The 18,497-nt window shown below is 72.1% G+C and carries 12 protein-coding genes; 7 read left to right on the top strand and 5 right to left on the bottom strand.

Going from position 1 to position 18,497, the window contains the following annotated elements; all coding sequences use genetic code 11:
- Positions 1 to 250: 250 nt before the first annotated feature.
- The 4 genes from ACIQH8_RS07210 (at position 251) to ACIQH8_RS07225 (ending at position 7,179) form a co-directional block, all read left to right on the top strand.
- Positions 251 to 1,984 (top strand): ABC transporter ATP-binding protein, encoded by a 1,734-nt coding sequence (locus ACIQH8_RS07210; RefSeq protein WP_400996516.1) that lies wholly within the window; start codon positions 251 to 253, stop codon positions 1,982 to 1,984.
- Positions 1,981 to 4,122: an ABC transporter ATP-binding protein gene (locus ACIQH8_RS07215; RefSeq protein WP_400996519.1), complete on the top strand. Its 2,142-nt coding sequence runs from the start codon at positions 1,981 to 1,983 to the stop codon at positions 4,120 to 4,122. The genes ACIQH8_RS07210 and ACIQH8_RS07215 overlap by 4 nt, the downstream gene beginning before the upstream one ends.
- Positions 4,123 to 4,210: 88 nt before the next feature.
- Positions 4,211 to 5,551, top strand: a complete 1,341-nt coding sequence (locus tag ACIQH8_RS07220) for a nitrate/nitrite transporter (protein ID WP_400996521.1) — start codon at positions 4,211 to 4,213, stop codon at positions 5,549 to 5,551.
- 176 nt (positions 5,552 to 5,727) lie between these two features.
- Positions 5,728 to 7,179: a phosphotransferase gene (locus tag ACIQH8_RS07225; protein ID WP_400996524.1), complete on the top strand. Its 1,452-nt coding sequence runs from the start codon at positions 5,728 to 5,730 to the stop codon at positions 7,177 to 7,179.
- Positions 7,180 to 7,209: 30 nt separating this feature from the next.
- Here the strand turns inward: ACIQH8_RS07225 and ACIQH8_RS07230 are convergent, their stop codons facing one another.
- Both ACIQH8_RS07230 and ACIQH8_RS07235 read right to left on the bottom strand, forming a co-directional pair.
- A complete protein-coding gene (locus tag ACIQH8_RS07230; protein WP_400996526.1) occupies positions 7,210 to 7,662 on the bottom strand; it encodes a methyltransferase family protein in 453 nt (150 codons plus the stop codon).
- 67 nt (positions 7,663 to 7,729) lie between these two features.
- Positions 7,730 to 9,424 (bottom strand): acyl-CoA dehydrogenase family protein, encoded by a 1,695-nt coding sequence (locus tag ACIQH8_RS07235; protein WP_400996528.1) that lies wholly within the window; start codon positions 9,422 to 9,424, stop codon positions 7,730 to 7,732.
- Between the two features lie 81 nt (positions 9,425 to 9,505).
- On the opposite strand from ACIQH8_RS07235, the gene ACIQH8_RS07240 reads away from it, so the two are divergent.
- The gene (locus tag ACIQH8_RS07240; RefSeq protein ID WP_400996530.1) at positions 9,506 to 12,274 is read left to right on the top strand and encodes a cation-translocating P-type ATPase; all 2,769 of its coding nucleotides are present in this window, start codon (positions 9,506 to 9,508) and stop codon (positions 12,272 to 12,274) included.
- On the opposite strand, the gene ACIQH8_RS07245 is transcribed toward ACIQH8_RS07240, so the two are convergent.
- Complete coding sequence (locus ACIQH8_RS07245; protein WP_400996532.1) at positions 12,271 to 15,357, bottom strand: DEAD/DEAH box helicase; 3,087 nt, start codon at positions 15,355 to 15,357, stop codon at positions 12,271 to 12,273. The two genes, ACIQH8_RS07240 and ACIQH8_RS07245, sit on opposite strands and share 4 nt — an antisense overlap.
- Before the next feature lie 48 nt (positions 15,358 to 15,405).
- On the opposite strand from ACIQH8_RS07245, the gene ACIQH8_RS07250 reads away from it, so the two are divergent.
- Complete coding sequence (locus ACIQH8_RS07250) at positions 15,406 to 16,248, top strand: MOSC domain-containing protein (protein ID WP_400996534.1); 843 nt, start codon at positions 15,406 to 15,408, stop codon at positions 16,246 to 16,248.
- A gap of 18 nt (positions 16,249 to 16,266) precedes the next feature.
- On the opposite strand, the gene ACIQH8_RS07255 is transcribed toward ACIQH8_RS07250, so the two are convergent.
- Both ACIQH8_RS07255 and ACIQH8_RS07260 read right to left on the bottom strand, forming a co-directional pair.
- Positions 16,267 to 16,965 carry a nucleoside/nucleotide kinase family protein gene (locus ACIQH8_RS07255; RefSeq protein WP_400996537.1) on the bottom strand — a complete coding sequence of 233 codons (699 nt, stop codon included), beginning with the start codon at positions 16,963 to 16,965 and terminating at the stop codon, positions 16,267 to 16,269.
- A complete protein-coding gene (locus ACIQH8_RS07260) occupies positions 16,962 to 17,324 on the bottom strand; it encodes a winged helix-turn-helix transcriptional regulator (RefSeq protein ID WP_400996540.1) in 363 nt (120 codons plus the stop codon). Before ACIQH8_RS07260 ends, ACIQH8_RS07255 begins: the two co-directional genes overlap by 4 nt.
- A 94-nt stretch (positions 17,325 to 17,418) precedes the next feature.
- Here ACIQH8_RS07260 and ACIQH8_RS07265 point away from each other — a divergent pair, with 94 nt between their 5' ends.
- Positions 17,419 to 18,294 (top strand): SDR family oxidoreductase, encoded by an 876-nt coding sequence (locus ACIQH8_RS07265; RefSeq protein WP_400996542.1) that lies wholly within the window; start codon positions 17,419 to 17,421, stop codon positions 18,292 to 18,294.
- Positions 18,295 to 18,497 lie beyond the last annotated feature (203 nt).

Raw genomic sequence — 18,497 nt, forward strand, 5'->3', positions numbered from 1 at the left:
GGACTGATGGGGCGTGCATCGCGGGGGTGCGCGTCCCATCATCATGTCCGGTCCCGGATGTCGCGGCCCTCGGCCATGACGCCGGACCATATCCTCCGATTCGATTCCGCCCTGAGCGATATCGGCCGCCCGACGGATGTCGGTGGCATCCGCTTGGATGCAGACTTGACGATGCGACTCGGGCAGCGACCCGAGCCCGGACGACGCGGCATCCCGCGTTCGCACACCCCGTTTGCACTCGCGGAGAATCATGCTCGGACGACTCCTCATCCGCTACCTGAAGCCCTACCGGTGGCTCATCGCCGGCGTGCTCCTGTTCCAGTTCCTGTCGGTGCTCGCGACGCTCTACCTGCCGAGCCTCAACGCCGACATCATCGACGAGGGCGTCTCGAAGGGCGACACGGGCTACATCTGGTCGACCGGAACGTTCATGCTCGCGATCTCGCTCGGGCAGATCGTCGCGGCGATCATCGCCACGTACTTCGCGGCCAAGGCGGCGATGCGCGTCGGCCGCGACATCCGCAACGACGTCTTCGACAAGGTGAGCGCGTTCAGCGAGCGCGAGGTCTCACACTACGGACCGGGCTCGCTCATCACCCGCAACACCAACGACGTGCAGCAGGTGCAGATGCTCGCCATGACGGGTGCGACCATGCTCGTCAGCGCGCCGCTCATGGCCGTCGGCGGCATCATCATGGCACTGCAGCAGGATGTCGGGCTGAGCTGGCTCATCTGGGTCTCCGTGCTGACGATCCTCGTGGTCGCCGGGCTCGTCATCAGCCGCATGGTGCCCCTGTTCCGCAGCTACCAGAAGCGTCTCGACGCCGTGAACCGGATCCTCCGCGAGCAGCTGACCGGCATCCGGGTCGTCCGCGCGTTCGTCCGCGAGCCGATCGAGCAGGAGCGGTTCGAGGGCGCGAACCACGACATCATGGACGTCGGCCGCCGCGTCGGCACCCTGTTCATCACGCTGTTCCCGCTCTTCATGCTCGTGCTGAACCTCACCGTCATCGGCGTGATCTGGTTCGGCGCGACCGAGGTCGACGCCGGCAGCGTGCAGGTCGGCACGCTGTTCGCCTTCATGCAGTACGTCGGCGTGATCCTCGGCGGCGTGCTGATGGCCGCCTTCACGACGATCATGATCCCGCGCGCGGCCGTCTCGGCCGAGCGCATCGGCGAGGTGCTCGCGACCGAGACCACGCTGCCGCGCCCCGAGCACCCGGTCGCGGAGTTCCCCGAGCCGGGCACCGTCGAGTTCCGCGACGTCGCCTTCGCGTACCCCGGCGCCGAGCACGCGGTCGTCGAGGGCGTGTCGTTCCGCGCCGACCGCGGCGAGACCGTGGCGATCGTCGGCTCGACCGGCGCGGGCAAGACCACGCTCGTGTCCCTGCTCCCGCGCCTGTTCGACGTGACCGGCGGCGCCGTGCTCGTGAACGGCACCGACGTGCGCGAGGCCGACCTCGACGAGCTCTGGAAGACGATCGGGCTCGTGCCGCAGCGGCCGTTCCTGTTCGCCGGCACCGTGGCATCCAACCTGCGGTTCGGGCGCGAGGAGGCCACCGACGAGGAACTCTGGCACGCGCTCGAGATCGCCCAGGGCCGTGACTTCGTCGCCGCGATGGAGGGCGGGCTCGACGCCCGCATCTCGCAGGGCGGTACCAACGTCTCGGGCGGGCAGCGCCAGCGCCTCGCGATCGCGCGCGCGATCGTGCACCGACCCGAGATCCTCGTGTTCGACGACTCGTTCTCGGCGCTCGACCTGACGACCGACGCGAGACTCAGGCAGGCGCTCTGGCGAGAGTTGCCCGAGGTGACCAAGGTCGTCGTCGCCCAGCGCGTCTCGACCATTACCGACGCCGACCGGATCGTCGTCCTCGAAGACGGCCGCGTCGTCGGTCTCGGCCGGCACGACGAGCTCGTCGAGACCTGCCAGACGTACCGCGAGATCGTCGAATCCCAGCTCGGAGTGGAGACCCAGGCATGAGCCGCGACAACAGCACCCCGAAGCGCCGCGGCGGCCGCGGACGCGCCGAGGCCGCGCTCGCCGAGGCCGAGCAGCCGACCCTCGAACAGCTCGAGGAGCAGCAGCTCGCCGAGGAGGCGCGCATCAACTCGGGCTCGTGGGACTCGGTCGCCCCGGGCAAGGCGCAGGACTTCGGCCGCAGCTTCCGCCGGATGATCGGCCTCCTCGCCCCCTGGAAGTGGTCGTTCGCGTTCGTCTCGCTGCTCGGCGCGATCGGCGTCGTGCTCACGGTGATCGCCCCGAAGGTGCTCGGCGAGGCGACGAACGTCATCTTCGAGGGATGGATCTCGCTCCAGCTCCCCGCGGGGGTCACGCAGGAACAGGTCGTCGAGCAGCTGCGCGCGACCGGCCAGGACGACCTGGCGAACATCGTCTCCGCCGCGACGCTGACGCCGGGCGAGGGCATCGACTTCGTGCGGCTCAGCCAGCTCGTGATCATCGTGCTGCTGCTGTACGTGGTGGCGTCGGTCCTGTCGTGGATCCAGGGCTACGTGATCAACGTGATCATGGTCCGGGCGATGTACGGGCTGCGCGAGCAGGTCGAGGCGAAGATCCACCGCCTGCCGCTCAGCTACTTCGACCGCACCCAGCGCGGTGAGCTCATCTCGCGCGTCACCAACGACATCGACAACATCACCCAGACGATGCAGCAGTCGCTCTCGAGCGCTCTGACGAGCGTCCTCACCGTCATCGGCGTGCTCGTCATGATGTTCTCGATCTCGTGGCAGCTCTCGCTCGTCGCCCTCGTCGCCCTGCCGCTCATGGCGGTGATCTTCGGCATCATAGGGCCGAAGTCGCAGGCCGCGTTCGGCATCCAGTGGAAGAAGGTCGGGCGCCTGAACGCCCGCGTCGAGGAGTCCTTCTCAGGTCACGCGCTCGTGAAGGTCTTCGGGCGCGAGCGCGACGCGAGCGAGAAGTTCCGCGCCGAGAACGAGGAGCTCTACGAGGCCGCGTTCAAGGCGCAGTTCCTGGCGGGCATCATCATGCCGGGCATGATGTTCATCGGGAACCTCACGTACGTCGGCATCGCCGTGCTCGGCGGGCTCATGGTCGCCGGCGGCCAGCTCCGGCTCGGCGACGTGCAGGCCTTCATCCAGTACTCGCAGCAGTTCACGCAGCCGCTCTCGCAGCTCGGCGGCATGGCCGCCGTCGTGCAGTCCGGCACGGCCTCGGCCGAGCGGGTGTTCGAACTGCTCGACGCCGACGAGGAGGAGGCCGACGCCGCCGACTCGCCCGCACCGGTCGACGGCCGGGGCGTCATCGAGTTCGACCACGTTTCGTTCTCGTACACGCCCGACCGCCCGCTGATCCGCGACCTGTCGTTCCGTGTCGAGCCGGGCCAGACCGTCGCGATCGTGGGGCCGACCGGCGCGGGCAAGACGACGCTCGTGAACCTCGTCATGCGGTTCTACGAACTCGACGGCGGCCGTATCCTCATCGACGGCCAGGACATCGCGGAGCTCGCGCGGCACGACGTGCGCGCGCGCACCGGCATGGTGCTCCAGGACCCGTGGCTGTTCGGCGGCACGATCCGCGAGAACATCCGCTACGGTCGCCAGGACGCCACCGACGACGAGATCGTCGCCGCAGCGCGCGCGACCTACGTCGACCGGTTCGTGCACTCGCTGCCCGAGGGGTACGACACGGTCCTCGACGAAGACGCCTCGAACGTCTCGGCCGGTGAGAAGCAGCTCATCACGATCGCGCGCGCATTCGTCGCACATCCGAGCGTGCTGATCCTCGACGAGGCCACGAGCTCGGTCGACACGCGCACCGAGCTGCTCCTGCAGCACGCGATGGCCGCGCTCCGCGAAGGCCGCACGTCGTTCGTCATCGCGCACCGCCTGTCGACCATCCGCGACGCCGACCTCATCCTCGTGATGGAGCACGGCGACATCGTCGAGCAGGGCACCCACGACGAGCTCATCGCGGCGCAGGGCGCGTACTACCGTCTGTACAACTCGCAGTTCGAGCAGGCGGCCTACGATGTCGACGCCGAACTGACGATGGAGGCCGAAGCCGCGGTCGGCACGCCGGGCGAGGCCGTGCTCGGCTTCGACGGCGCCGCGGACGCGGCCGCCGACGCCCCACTCAGCTGATCGACTCGGCGGGAGCCCGGGCCGGAGTCGATCCGACCCGGGCCCCGTCGTCTTCCGCATGCCGACGGCGGGGTAGCCTCGAAGGGCTGTGACGACCCCCACCCCGCTCCCGATCGCCCCGACGTGGCGCCTGTGGCTGGTGTGGGGAGTCGGGGTCGCGGCCTACATCGTCTCGGTCACGAACCGCTCGTCGCTGTCGGCGGTCGGCGTCGACGCTGCGGTGCGGTTCGATGCGGATGCGTCGACCCTCTCGATGTTCGCGGTGATCCAGCTCGCGGTGTACGGCGGCATGCAGATCCCGGTCGGCCTGCTGCTCGACCGGTTCGGTGCGAGGCCGATCATCACCGCCGGCATGGCCCTCATGGCGGTCGGTCAGCTCCTGCTCGCCTTCGCACCGGACGTGGGCTGGGCGATCTTCGCCCGCATGCTGCTCGGTGCGGGCGACGCAGCGGTCTTCCCGAGCGTGCTGCGCGTGATCGCGGTCTGGTTCCCCGAGCGGCAGGCCCCGCTCATGGTGCAGGTGACGGGTCTCGTCGGGCAGTCCGGGCAGATCCTCGCTGTGCTGCCGCTCGCGGCGCTGCTGCACGCGACGAGCTGGAGCATCGCGTTCGGTTCGCTCGCGGGCCTCGGCGCGCTGTTCACGGTGCTCACGTTCGCGGTGATCCGGAACCGCCCGCCGGGGCGGGTCGAGGATGTCTCGGTCGACACGGTCACTGGAGCCATCCACGTCGTCCGCTCGTCGGCCGATCTCCGGCAGGGGTTCCGCGAGTCGTGGGCGCACCCGGGCACACGGCTGGCGTTCTGGTCGCACTTCACGACCCCGTTCTCGGGCACGGCGTTCGTGCTGCTGTGGGGATTTCCGTTCCTCACCGTCGGCGAGGGCCTCACGCCGGCCATGGCGTCCCTCCTCTTCACGGTCTACGTCGTCTTCGGCATCCTCGTCGGACCCGTGATCGGGGCGCTCTCGATCCGGCATCCCACGAACCGCTCGCGCCTGCTCGTGCTCCCCGTCATCGGCATCCAGGTCGTGGCGTGGCTCGCCGTGATCCTCTGGCCGGGGCCGGCGCCGCTCTGGCTGCTCTTCGCCCTCGCGTTCGCGATGAGCACCGGCGGCCCCGGGTCGATGATCGGGTTCGACCACGCGCGCACCTTCAACCCGAGCCACCGGCTGAGCACCGCGACCGGCATCACGAACGTGGGAGGCTTCCTCGCGGCGCTCCTCGCGATCCTCCTCATCGGCATCGCGATGGACGCGCAGGGCGCCGGCACGCCCGAGACGTACACGCTGGACGCGTTCCGCATCGCCTTCCTGACGCAGGTGCCGCTGTGGGCGCTCGGAACGCTGTTCATCGTCATCGAGCGACGTCGCACGCGCATCCACGTCGGCCTCGACGAGCCGCGGAGCCGACGCCGCGATCGCGGGCGCTGACCCGGCGTTCGGACGGAGACGGTCGGCTGGAGGCGCCGGCGGGCGCCGAATCGCGTCCGATCGACGCGCGGACGGGATGCTCGGCGGCGCCGACACCGGATGCCTGGTGCCCCCGTCCGGGGGCGGCGGACGCGTGGCGCCTCGACGGTGCGCGCCCGCGGCAATATCGTTCAGGCATGGACAGCGCGCTGGCCGCGATCGCCGCATGGATGCCCGAGCAGCGCTGGTACGGCGGCAAGGGCCGGACCCCGGCGCTACGACGGATCGGCGCCTGGGAGCTGCCCGTCGCCGAGCCCGGCGTCCGCGCGATCTCGCTGCTCGTGATGGACGACGCGGCCGACCCGCCCGTGCTGTACCAGGTTCCCGTGGTCGAACGCGCGTCGGCCGCGGCCGACGGTGAGGCCCACCTCATCGGCGTGCTCGACGACGGGACCCGCCTGTACGACGGGCCGCACGACCCGGCGTTCACGGACGGCCTGCTCGCGCTGATCCGCCGTGGCGGTCGTGCCGTCGGCCACGGCGCCGCGGCGATCGGGCATCCCGCGATTCGCACGGCCGCCGATCCGAGCGGCGAGGCGGATGCCGCGTCGCCCGCCGGTCGCATCGCCGCGAGCGTGCTCGGCGGTGAGCAGTCCAACACGTCGATCGTGTTCTCACCCGACGATGCGCCGCCGGTGATCTGCAAGGTGTTCCGGCAGCTCCACCACGGCGACAACCCCGATGTCACCCTGCAGACCGCGCTCGGGGCCGCCGGGTCGCCGCACGTCCCGCCCGTCGTCGGCGACGTGCTCGGCGAATGGGACGACGTGGGTCGCCCCGACGGCCGCGCCTACGGCCACCTGGCGTTCGCGCAGGAGTTCCTCCCCGGGGTCGAGGACGCGTGGCGCGTCGCGCTGCTGGCCGCGGCATCGGCGCGGGATTTCACCGCCGAGGCGCGCGCGCTCGGGGTCGCCGTCTCGGAGGTGCACGCGTCGCTCGGTGCGAGCTTCGGACGCGAACCCGCTTCGCCCGACCTGATCGCCGCGGTCGCGGCGGCGTGGCGCCGGCGGCTCGCGATCGCGGTGGCCGAGGTGCCGGCGATCGAGCCGCTCCGCGGCGCGATCGCGTCGTCCTACGCGCGCGCCGAGACCGGCGCATGGCCCGACCTCCAGCGCGTGCACGGCGACCTGCACCTCGGCCAGGTGATCCTCGCGCCCGACCGCGGCTGGTTCCTGCTCGACTTCGAGGGCGAGCCGATGCGCCCCATGGCCGAACGGCGGCGGCCCGACCTGCCCGTGCGCGACGTGGCCGGCATGCTCCGATCGTTCGACTACGTCGCCGGAGCGACGGAACTCGGGCACCCGGAGCGGGCCGCCGAGGCGCGTGCGTGGGCGGCATCCGCCCGGCAGGCCTTCATCGACGGGTACGTGGCGGCCTCCGGCATGGACCTCACCGTCTACCGCGACCTGCTCGCCGCCTTCGAACTCGACAAGGCCGTCTACGAGGCGATCTACGAGACGCGCAATCGGCCCGACTGGGCGCCGATCCCGCTGCGCGCGATCCGGCACCTGCTGGAGACCGGCCCGCTGGAGGCGTCGCCCGAGGCGACGGATGTCGCGTCCGCCCCCGCCGGCGATGCGGGCGCGTAGCCGGCGCGGCGCCGCCCGGCCGCCGCGGGCTCAGCGGATGCCGCGCGCCCAGAGCAGCAGTGGCGTGCGGTCGGCGTAGTCCCGGTACTCCTCGCCGAACCGGTCGAGCAGTCGATGCTGCTCGAGGTGCGCCTTCACGACGAGCACGACGGTGAGGAGGACCCACACGACGACGAGCTCGATGCGAGCCCGCCAGATGACCCAGCCGGCCGTCGCGACGAGGAGCCCGACGTAGATCGGGTTGCGGGTGAGCCGGAAGACGCCGGCGGTCCGAAGCGTCGCGCCCTCGCGCGGCGCCACCCAGGGCACGAGGTCGCGGCCGAGCGCGACCACGCCCGCGCCCGAGAGCACGAGCCCCGTGATCACGAGCAGCACGGCGAGCACGGTCGTCTGCTGCCCGGCCCAGAGCGGGTCGCCCGGCAGCAGCAGGAGCGCGAGCAGCACGAACTGCGCGACGACGAGCCAGTTCGCACGGTCCCTCACCCCGTCATCCTCTCGCGTCGGGCGGGCGGCTGCCACGGTGCCGTCTCACCGGGCGTCGCCTCGCGGATCAGGCGCGTTCGAGGATCGCCGCGACATCGACGCCCGGCGGCAGCGCGCCGTACATCGACCCGCCGTCGCCTTCGAGCCGGGACCGGACGAAGGCGTCGGAGACGGCGCCCGGCGAGTGCTGCACGAGCAACGACGCCTGGAGCACGAGCGCGAGCCGTTCGGTGAGCTCCCGGGCGCGGAACGCGGCGGTCGCGGCATCCGCCCCGCTCACCTCGCCGACCACGGCTCGTGCCTCGGCGAGCGCGAGGTCGAACGCCGGGTGCTCGCCCGCGGCTTCGCCGACGATGTCGAAGAAGGCCATGAACGACTCGGGCTCGCGTGCGAGCACGCGCAGCACGTCGAGCGCGATGACGTTGCCCGAGCCCTCCCAGATCGCGAGGAGGGGCTGTTCGCGGTATCGGCGCGCGAGTGGGAAGGCCTCGGTGTAGCCGTTGCCGCCGAGGCACTCGAGCGCCTCCGCGGCGTGCTCGGGCCCGCGCTTGCAGACCTGGAACTTGGCCACCGCGGTCGCGAGGCGCCGGAACGCCAGCTCGGACTCGTCCGCGTCGACGTCGTACGCGCGGGCGAGACGCATCGACGTGAGCGTGGCCGCCTCCGACTCGAGGGCGAGGTCGGCGACGACCGCCGCCATCGCGGGCTGGTCGACGAGGAGCGAGCCGAACGCGCGACGGTGGCGCACGTGCCACGCGGCCTCGGCGACGGCCTGACGCATGCCCGCCGCGGTGCCGATCACGCAGTCGAGGCGGGTCCGGGTGACCATCTGCACGATGGTCGCGACGCCCCGGCCCTCCTCGCCCACGAGCCAGGCCGTCGTGTCGTCGAGTTCGATCTCGCTCGAGGCGTTTGACCGGTTGCCGAGCTTGTCCTTCAGTCGCTGGATGCGGAACACGTTGCGCGTGCCGTCGGGCAGCATGCGCGGCACGAAGAAGCACGACAGCCCTCCCGGCGCCTGCGCGAGCACGAGGAACGCGTCGCTCATGGGCGCGCTGCAGAACCACTTGTGCCCGGTGAGGCCGTACTCGTCGCCCCAGTCCGGTCGGATCCCGCCGGCCGGGCGCCGCACGGCGAGGGTCGTGTTCGCGCGCACGTCGGACCCGCCCTGCTTCTCGGTCATCGCCATGCCGACGAGCGCGGAGGGCTTCGGCGCGGTGGGGTCACCGCCGAGCCCGGGCTCGTACGTACGGCTCAGCAGCCGGGGCACCCACTCGGCCTGCAATCCGGGGGCGGCGTGCTCGAGCGTCGCGACCGCGGCGTGCGTCATGGACACGGGGCACGCGTGGCCGGGCTCGACCTGGGCGAGCAGGTGGAAGGCCGCGGCGCGGTCGGCGTTCGCGCCCGGCCGCGGGTCGGCCCAGGCCGCGGTGTGCGCGCCGGCGCCGATCGCGGCGGCCATGATGCGATGGTACGACTCGTCGTACTCGACCTCGTCGATGCGCACGCCCCAGCGGTCGTGCGTGACGAGCCGCGGCGGGTTCGTGTTCGCGAGCTCGGCGTCGCGCTGGAAGTCGGCACCGCCGACCAGTCGGCCGAGGTCGTGCAGCGCCGGCGGCGCGGCATCCGCTTCGGTGCTCACGCCCCCGGCGAACGCCGGCGTCCCCCATCGCGCGACCGCCTCGACGAGCGGGACGTTCGCGGCGAACTCGTCGATGCCCTCGCGGGGCGGCGGCTGGTTCAGGACCTCGTGCGTGATCATCGTCGACCTCCGCCGTCCATTCTGCTGTGCCGGATGCGCCGCGCCGCTAGGGTGTGGCCAGACGAGTTCCCAGGAGGTCCGGTGAGCATCGACACGCAGCCAGGGGCATCGCACGCGCGGTCGGCCGACGAGGAGGGCATCGCCTGGTGGTCGCTCCCGCCGGAGGAGGCGCTCGCCGAGGCTGGGAGCGACGGCTCGCGGGGGCTCGCCGCACCGGAGGCCGCCGCGCGCCTCGCCGACGTCGGGCCGAACGCGCTCGTGAGCGCACCGCCGCCGAGCGCCTGGCGCATCGCCCTCACCCAGACCACGCAGCTGATGACCCTCATGCTCATCGCGGTCGCGATCGTGTCGCTCCTGATCGGGCAGGTCTCGACGGCGATCGTCGTCGGGATCCTCGTGCTCTACAACGTGGTCAGCGGCACGCGGCAGGAGCTGAAGGCGCGACGCAGCGTCGACGCCCTCGCCAAGCTGCAGACCCCGCAGGCGCGCGTGCTGCGCGACGGGTCCATCCGCCAGGTCGACGCCACCGACCTCGTGCCGGGCGACCTCGTCGACCTCGAGGCGGGCGACCTGGTGCCCGCCGATGGTCGGATCCTCCGGGCGGCGAACCTCGAGACCCAGGAGTCCGCGCTCACGGGCGAGTCGCTGCCGATCGCGAAGAGCCCGACGCCCAACGACCCCGGCACCGCGCTCGCCGATCGCACGTCGATGGTGTTCCAGAACACCTCGGTGACGCGCGGCACGGCGCGCATGCTCGTCGTCGAGACCGGCATGCGCACCCAGATGGGTCGGATCGCGTCGATGCTCACCGAGGTCGGCTCCGGCAGGTCCCCGCTGCAGCGCGAGCTCGACGGCCTCACGAAGGTGCTCGGCATCATCGCGTGGGGCGCCGTGCTCGTGATCATCGTGATCGGCGCCGTGCGGGGGCAGAGCGTCACCGAGCTGCTGTTCCTCGGCACCGCCGTCGCGATCTCCGCGATCCCGACCGGCCTGCCGGTGTTCGTGCAGAGCCTGCTCTCGTGGGGTGCGTCGAAGCTCGCCGACCAGCGCGCGATCGTCGCGTCGCTGAACGACGTGGAGACCCTCGGGGCGACGAGTGCGATCTGCTCCGACAAGACCGGCACGCTCACCATGAACGAGATGACGGTGCGCACGGCGTGGATGGGCGGCGATCACTTCCGCGTCACCGGTGAGGGGTACTCGTTCGACGGCCGCATGCTGGGCGCGACGGACGAGCCGGTCGAAGCCGCGACCCTGGGCCTCGCGATCAGCCTGCCGAATGACGCGACGGTGTCGCCGGACGGCGTCGTGGTCGGCGACCCGACCGAGGCGGCGCTCATCGTGCTGGGCGCGAAGCTCGGCATCGATGCGGATGCCGCGCGCCGCGACTATCCGCGCCTGGCGGAGGTGCCGTTCGATTCCGACTACAAGTTCATGGCCACGCTGCAGCGGATGCCGGTGCGCGGCGAGCTGCGATTGGTGCTGCTCGTCAAGGGCGCGCCCGACGTGGTCCTCGGTCGCTGCACGACGATGCTCACGACCGAGCGGGACCTCGTGCCCGTCGACGCCGGCGCGGCGACCGCTGAACTCGAGGACATGTCCGCGACGGGCCTGCGCACCCTCGCGTTCGCCGCCCGGTTCGTCGACGACGCCGACGAGGGCAGGATCGCCGCCGACCCGATGTCGTGGGTGCAGGAGCTGGCCCTCATCGGGCTCGTCGGCATCGTCGATCCGCTGCGGCCGGAGGCGAAGCTCGCCGTCGAGGTCGCGGCGAGCGCCGGCATCGAGGTGCGCATGATCACGGGCGACCACGCGGTCACGGCGGGCGCGATCGGGCGCGAGCTCGGACTCGGCCCGGGCGCGGTGAGCGGCGCCGACCTGAAGGCGATGAGCGACGAGGAGCTCACCCGCCGCCTGCCCGACCTGCACGTGTTCGGCCGGGTCACGCCCGACGACAAGCTGCGACTGGTGCGGCTGTTGCAGGCGCAGGGCGAGATCGTGGCGATGACGGGTGACGCCGTCAATGACGCGGCCGCCATCAAGCAGGCCGACGTCGGCGTCGCGATGGGGTCGGGTTCGGAGGTCACCAAGCAGGCGGCGAAGCTCGTGCTCACCGACGACGACTTCTCGACGCTCGTGCACGCGGTCGAGCTCGGCCGGATCGTGTACGCGAAGATCACCGCCTACCTGCGCTTCCAGATGACGCAGCTGATCAGCCTGATCCTGCTGTTCCTCGCCGCCAGCGCGTTCCAGATCGCCGACGGTGTCGCCCTCTTCCCCACGCAGGTGCTGTTCCTCAACTTCTTCGTGACGCTGTTCGCGGTGCTCGGGATCGCGGCCGACGCGCCGCCGCCGGCGACGATGCAGGAACCGCCGCGGAACCCGAAGCTCGGCATCGTGAACCCGCACTCGGTGGCCGAGTGGCTCGGCTACGGCGCGGTGATCTTCCTCGTCACGCTCGTTCCGCTGGTCCTCGGCCCCGACGTACCGAGCGCGACGGAGCCGACCGCCTCGATGACGATGGCGTACGTCGTGGTCGGCTTGGGCACGGTGCTGAGCGCGCTGCTCATGCGGCGCTCCCCCGAGTCGGGCCTGGTGCCGCCGATCGCCGCCATCTCGAGGTTCCTGGTGTGGCCGGTGCTCATCATCGTGCTCTCGACCGAGCTCGGCTTCCTGCAGCGGCTGCTCGGCACGGTCTCGCTCACGGGATGGCAGTGGCTGGAGTGCATCGTGCTGCTGCTCTTCGTCGTCGTGGCGGTCGAGGGCGACAAGTGGATCCGCCGACTGCGAGCGGCGGAGCGGGAGCGGCTGGCCGAGCAGGAGGATTCGGTCCGGTCCGCCGCGGCCTAACCCTCGAGGAGGCCGCGGAGGTCGTCGACGTCGAGGCTCGAGACGCCGAAGGTGTCGGCGTCGTCGTCACCGCCGTCGAGCACGGATGCCGCGAGCTCGCCCTTCCTGGCCTTGAGCTCCATGACCTTCTGCTCGATCGTGCCCGCAGCGACGAGGCGGTAGACCATGACCTGCTTGTCCTGCCCGATGCGGTGGGCGCGGTCGACGGCCTGGTCCTCGCTCGCCGGGTTCCACCACGGGTCCGTGAGGAAGACGTAGTCGGCCTCGGTGAGGTTCAGCCCGAATCCGCCGGCCTTGAGGCTGATGCAGAAGACGGAGGCCTCGCCCGCCCGGAAGCGCGCGACCTCCTCGTCGCGGCGGCGCGCGGGCGTCGACCCGTCGAGATGCGCGTACGGCACGCCCGCGGCATCCAGCCGTTCGGTCACCCGGTCGAGGAACGACGTGAACTGGCTGAAGACGAGCGCACGATGGCCCTCGGCGAGCACGTCGTCGAGCTGTTCGAAGAGCGCGTCGAGCTTCGCCGACGGAATGCCCGCGTGCCGCTCGGCGTCGACGAGCGTGGCGTCGAGCGCGAGCAGCCGGAGGAGCGTGAGCGACCGGTAGACGATGAACCGCTGCCGGTCGAGGTCGTCGACGAGACCGAGCAGCTTCTGCCGCTCGCGCTGGAGCACCACGTCGTACAGCCGCCGGTGCTCGGGTGCGAGGTCGACCTCGAGCACCTGCTCCTGCTTCGGCGGGAGCTCGGGCGCGACGGCCTCTTTCGTGCGGCGCAGCACGAGCGGGCGGATGCGCCGGCGCAGCCGGTCGAGGCGCTCGGCGTTGCGGTCCTCCTCGATGGGCCGGCGATAGCGCTCGTCGAACGCGCGCCGCGACGGGAACAGCCCGGGTGCGACGATCCGCAGGATCGCCCAGAGCTCGCCGAGGTGGTTCTCGAGCGGCGTGCCGGTGACGGCGATGCGGAACGGCGCGCGGATGCCGCGGGCCGCCTCGTGCACGCGCGTGGCCGCGTTCTTCACGAACTGCGCCTCGTCGAGGATCAGCCCACCCCACTCGAGGTCGCCGAACTCCTCGGCCTCGAGCCGGAGCACGGCGTAGGTCGTCACGACGAGGTCGGCGCCGGCCGCGACCTCGGCGAGACTCCGGCGCCGCTTCGCCGTCGTCGCGGTGACGGAGGCCACCCGCAGGCCGGGCGTGAACCGTGCCGCCTCGCGGGCCCAGTTCGACGCGACCGAGGTCGGGGCGACGACGAGGAAGGGGTGGGGCGGAGCGTCCAGGGTGTCCGGGTGGGGAGGTCTCGATACGCGGCCGACTTCGTCGGCTGCGACTCGACCACCGGTTGTCACTCGACCCCCGAATGCGGCCTCCCGCGCGTGCTGCACGAGCGCGAGGCACTGCACGGTCTTGCCGAGGCCCATGTCGTCGGCGAGCACGCCCCCGAGCCGGTTGGCGTGGAGGAACGCGAGCCAGCGGAACCCGTCGAGCTGGTACGGGCGGAGCGGGAGCGCGAGGCCCGCCGGAGGCGGGAAGTCGGGCACGGTGCCGTGCTCGAGTCCCGCGACCGTCGCCCGCCATTCGAGCGCGGGCTCGGCGACATCCGCGAGGTCCTCGAAGTCGGCCCAGAGGCTCGACCGGCTGCGGTGGATGCGGACGCCCGTCTCCCACTCCTCGAGCGTGCCGGCCTCCTCGATGAGGTCGCGGAGCTCGTCGAAGACGGGCAGGTCGAGCGACAGGTAGGACTTGTCGACGAGCAGCAGCCGCTTCCGGCCGGTCGCGAGCGCGCGGAAGAGCGGCATGAACGGCACCGTCCGGCCGCCGACCGTCACGACGACGCCGAGGTCGAACCAGTCGCGCTTGCGGCTCTCGACGAGGGAGACCGCGAGCTCGGGCCGTTCGGTCGCCTCGCGGTAGTCGGGGCGTTCGCCGCGCACGTCGATGCGGAAGGGGCTCGGCCCGGTCGTCGCGAGTTCCTCGAGGCGCGGCATCCGTTCGACCGCGAACTCGGCGGCGTCGATGCCGCGCAGCAGCACGGCGTCGAACGGCACCCAGCCGAGCAGGTCGGCGACGCGGGCGACGAGGTCGTCGTCGAGCTCGGGGTCGGGTTCCGCCGCGGGGTCGACCTCGGTGACGCGGCCATCGGCGTGCTCCCACCGCCAGGCGAGACGCAGCACGTCGTCGGGCTCGTAGCGCGCGTCGAGCACGAGCGTCGCCGGCGGCGCGGGCGGCAGTTCGAACGTGCCGTCGCGGCTCGTGATCGCGAGCGTGCGGGCGAGCGGTTGCACATGAGCGGCGAGGAACTCCGGCACCTCGGCGGCGGGCACGCGGATCGGATCGGATGCGGCGAGCAGGGCGAGTTCGGCGCTGCCCAGAGCCGAGGGCACGGGCGCGAGCTCGATGAGCCCGGCATCGAGGTCGAAGCGGTAGAGGCCGTGGCCGGCGATGGGACGGATGCCGCCGGCGGCTCCGGGCGCCAGCGGTCGCGGCTCGCCGTCGATCCTGAGCGTCGGCGTCAGCGCGAGGTCGCCGTCCGCGCGGCTCGCGTCGAGTTCGAGCGAGGCCGCGACGTGCATCACCACCGTCGGCGTGACATCGGACCCGACGAGCGCGATGCCGAGCCGCTCGGCCTCGGTGAGCAGCGCCCACAGCAGCGGGCTCTCGAACTCGTCGAGCGTGATCCACTCGGAGCCGTAGACGTGCACCGACGGCGACGTGCCCTTGAGCAGCGCAAACTGGGCGAACCAGCGCGACTGCGCCGGATCCACGCCCGCCGAGGACGCCTGGTACGCGATGTTCTGCCAGGTGAGGCCGTTCTTGATCCAGGCGCCGCGGGCGCCCTGCGCCACCGGGCGCACCGCGAGCCGGTCGACCGCCGATGCGCGCCGTGCGGGTTCGTCGCGCGGACCGCGCCACTCGCCGCTGCGCCTCGTGATCCGCCGCCGCAGTTCGAACTGGAGGCCGAGCGGACGGAGGTCGCCCGTGCCGCGCGCGGACGCGGCGTCCGCCGTCTCATCGGTCGCGGCGGCGCCCGCGGCCGCGTCGAGCCCGGCGAGCGCCGCACGCCAGTCGTGGGGTCGGTCGGCGGGCATGTCGTCCATGCTCGCACGCGCCGACGACACGTCGGCTAGCGTGAGCGGATGCGCGTGACCCGCCTCCGCATCTACCCGGTGAAGTCGTTCGCCGGACTCGACGTCGGCTCCGCGATCGTGCGGCCGTGGGGGCTCGTCGGCGATCGGCGGTGGGCCGTCGTGGATCCGGATGGCACGCCCGTGACCGCGCGCGAGGTCAACGCGTTGCTCGGGCTCACGGCCGAACCGCTCGCCGACGGCGGGCTGCTCCTCGCGGCGCCCGGCGATGGGGAACCGCTGCGCGTCGACCCGCCGATCGGCGCCGCGCCGATCCCCGTCGGTCACTCGCGCCAGCGCGAGGCACTGCCCGCGGGCGATGAGGCCGACTCGTGGCTCAGCGAACGACTGCGGATGCCGCTCCGGCTCGTGTGGCAGCCCGAACCGCGCGAGCGGCCCGTGAACCCGACGCACGGCGGCCGACCCGGCGACGCGCTCACGCTCGCCGACGCGGGACCGCTCCTCCTCACGAGCGCGGCCTCGCTCGCGCAGCTCGACGCGTGGACGCCGGAGGACGTGCCGCCGCTCGACATGGTGCGCTTCCGGCCGAACGTCGTGATCGACGGCGACGTGCCGTTCGCCGAGGATGCGTGGACGCACCTGCGCATCGGCGGCGTGCGCTTCCGCTTCGGCGAGGTCTGCGACCGCTGCGTGATGACGCAGGTCGATCCCGTGACCCTCGCTCGCGGGAAGGAGCCGATCCGCACGCTCGCGCGCCACCGGAAGTGGGACGGCGCGACCTGGTTCGGCATCCGGATCATCCCCGAACTCGAGGACGTCGACCCCGACGCACCCGCGGTCGCGAGCACGAACGAGCCGCGGATCATGGTCGGCGACCGCGTCCGGGCCGACTGACTCCGTCGCCCGGCCGAGTCAGGTCACGGGCGTCCAGGTCGTTCCCGACACGACGAGGTCCGCCCTCGATCGCGCCGCCTCGATGGCGCGGGCGTTCGCGCCGTCGACCTCGCGCGCCCAGGCGCGGGCCTCCGCGGGCGACCGCCCGCCGGCCGTGTGCCGCGCGACCAGTCGCCGCTCCCGCTCCTCATCGGACGCCGCCACGAACCAGCACTCGTCGAGCAGCGCGCGCACGCGACGCCACGGCTCGCCGTCTGCGAGAAGGTAGTTGCCCTCCACGACCACGACGCGCGCACCGGCGGCGACCGCGATCTGCCCGGCGACCGCCTCGTCGATTGCGCGGTCGAAGCCGGGAGCGTAGACGACATGGTCGGTCTCGCGGCGGACGCGGTCGAGCAGGGCGAGGAAGCCCCAGCCGTCGAAGGTCTCGATCGCGCCCTTGCGCCCGCGGAGGCCGAGGCGGTCGAGTGTGGCATTGGCGAGGTGGAAGCCGTCCATCGGCAGGTGCACGGCCATCGCGGCCGGGGCGGGCCCGGAGGCATCCGTCACCCCGAGTCGCGCACGCAGCGCGTCGGCCAGGGCGCTGGCCAGGGTGCTCTTGCCCGCGCCGGGACTGCCCGCGATGCCGATGAGCACACGACCGCCGGATGCCTCGGCGAGCACGCCGGACGCACGATCGGCGAGCGCCGCGAGCGGAACCGAGCCGCGCGCGATCACCGGACGACGATGCGGTCGGCGTGCGCGGCGACCCACTCGACGAGCGGGAGCATGCGGTCCATCAGGTCGCGGCCGAGGTCGGTGAGCGCGTACTCGACGCGCGGCGGCACCTCGGGGTAGCTGGTGCGGGCGACCAGCCCGTCGGCCTCGAGCGTGCGCAGCGTCGAGGCGAGCATCTTCTCGCTGATGCCCTCGACCTCGCGGCGGAGCTCGCCCCAGCGGAGCGTGCCGTCGGTGAGCGCGAGGAGCACCAGCACGCCCCACTTGCTCATGATGTGGTCGAGCACGACGCGGGTCGGACACCCGTCGAGGAAGACGTCGCCGGATCGCTCCCGGATCTGCGCAAGACTCACCGTCACGTGTGTACCTTACTTGAAAGTGGGTACCTTCGGAAGGGAAGGCATGGCGATGCGCTCCGGTTGGCCTCGGTGAACCGATCGAAAGGGAGTCCCCATGACCATCCTCGTCACCGCCGCCTCCGGCCACCTCGGCCGCCTCGTCGTCGAGGCGCTGCTCGAGCGGGGCGCCGCCCCCGCCGACGTGATCGCGGGCGCCCGCGACACGGCGATGCTCGCCGACCTCGCGGCACGCGGCATCCGCACCGTCGAACTCGACTACACCCGCCCCGACACCCTCGCGCCCGCGCTCGAGGGCGTCGACGCGCTGCTGCTCATCTCCGGCACCGCCTTCGGCGAGCGCATCGGTCAGCACCGCAACGTGATCGAGGCCGCGAAGGCCGCCGGGGTCGCGAAGCTCGCGTACACGAGCGGTCCGAAGGCGGCCACGAGCGAGCTCTCGCTCATGGCCGAGCACCGCGGCACCGAGGAGGTCATCGCCGAGGTCGGGGTCCCGGCCGTGATCCTGCGCAACAACTGGTACACCGAGAACTACGCGCAGGATGTCGCGGTCGCGGCATCCACGGGCGTGATCGCCGCCGCGACGGGCTCGGGTCGGGTCGCGTCCGCACCCCGCCGCGACTACGCCGAGGCCGCAGCCGTCGTGCTCCTCGAGGACGGCCACGTCGGCGAGGTGTACGAGCTCGGCGGCGACGCCCCCTGGACCTTCGCGGAGCTCGCGGCCGCGGCATCCGAGGTGCTGGGTCGCGATGTGACGTTCGTCGACCAGACGCCGGCGGAGCGGGTCGCCGCACTCGTCGCCGCCGGCCTCGACGAGGGGACGGCGGGCTTCGTCGCCGCCATCGACGAGGGCATCGCGCGTGGCGACCTGGCCGGCTCAGGCGGAACCCTCGCCCGGCTCATCGGACGGCCCACGACGCCGCTCGTCGACGCGCTCCGCGACCTCGTCGAGACGCAGCGCACGGCCGCCTGAACGCATTCGGCGATCGTGGTCGAGGTCGCACGAATCGACGTCCGATTCGAACCGGAGACGCGATTCGTGCGACCTCGCACGCGACGACCGAAGGTACTTCGACCGCTGGCTGCCGCGTTCCTGAGGCTTCGTCAACACCGTTCCGTACCCTTCCCCCCGGACGGGGGTGCGTGTTAGCGTCCCTCTCACTTGCCCGGGAATCC

Origin of the sequence: Agromyces sp. GXQ0307, assembly GCF_044769845.1 — a bacterium.
In the GTDB taxonomy this organism is placed as follows: domain Bacteria; phylum Actinomycetota; class Actinomycetes; order Actinomycetales; family Microbacteriaceae; genus Agromyces.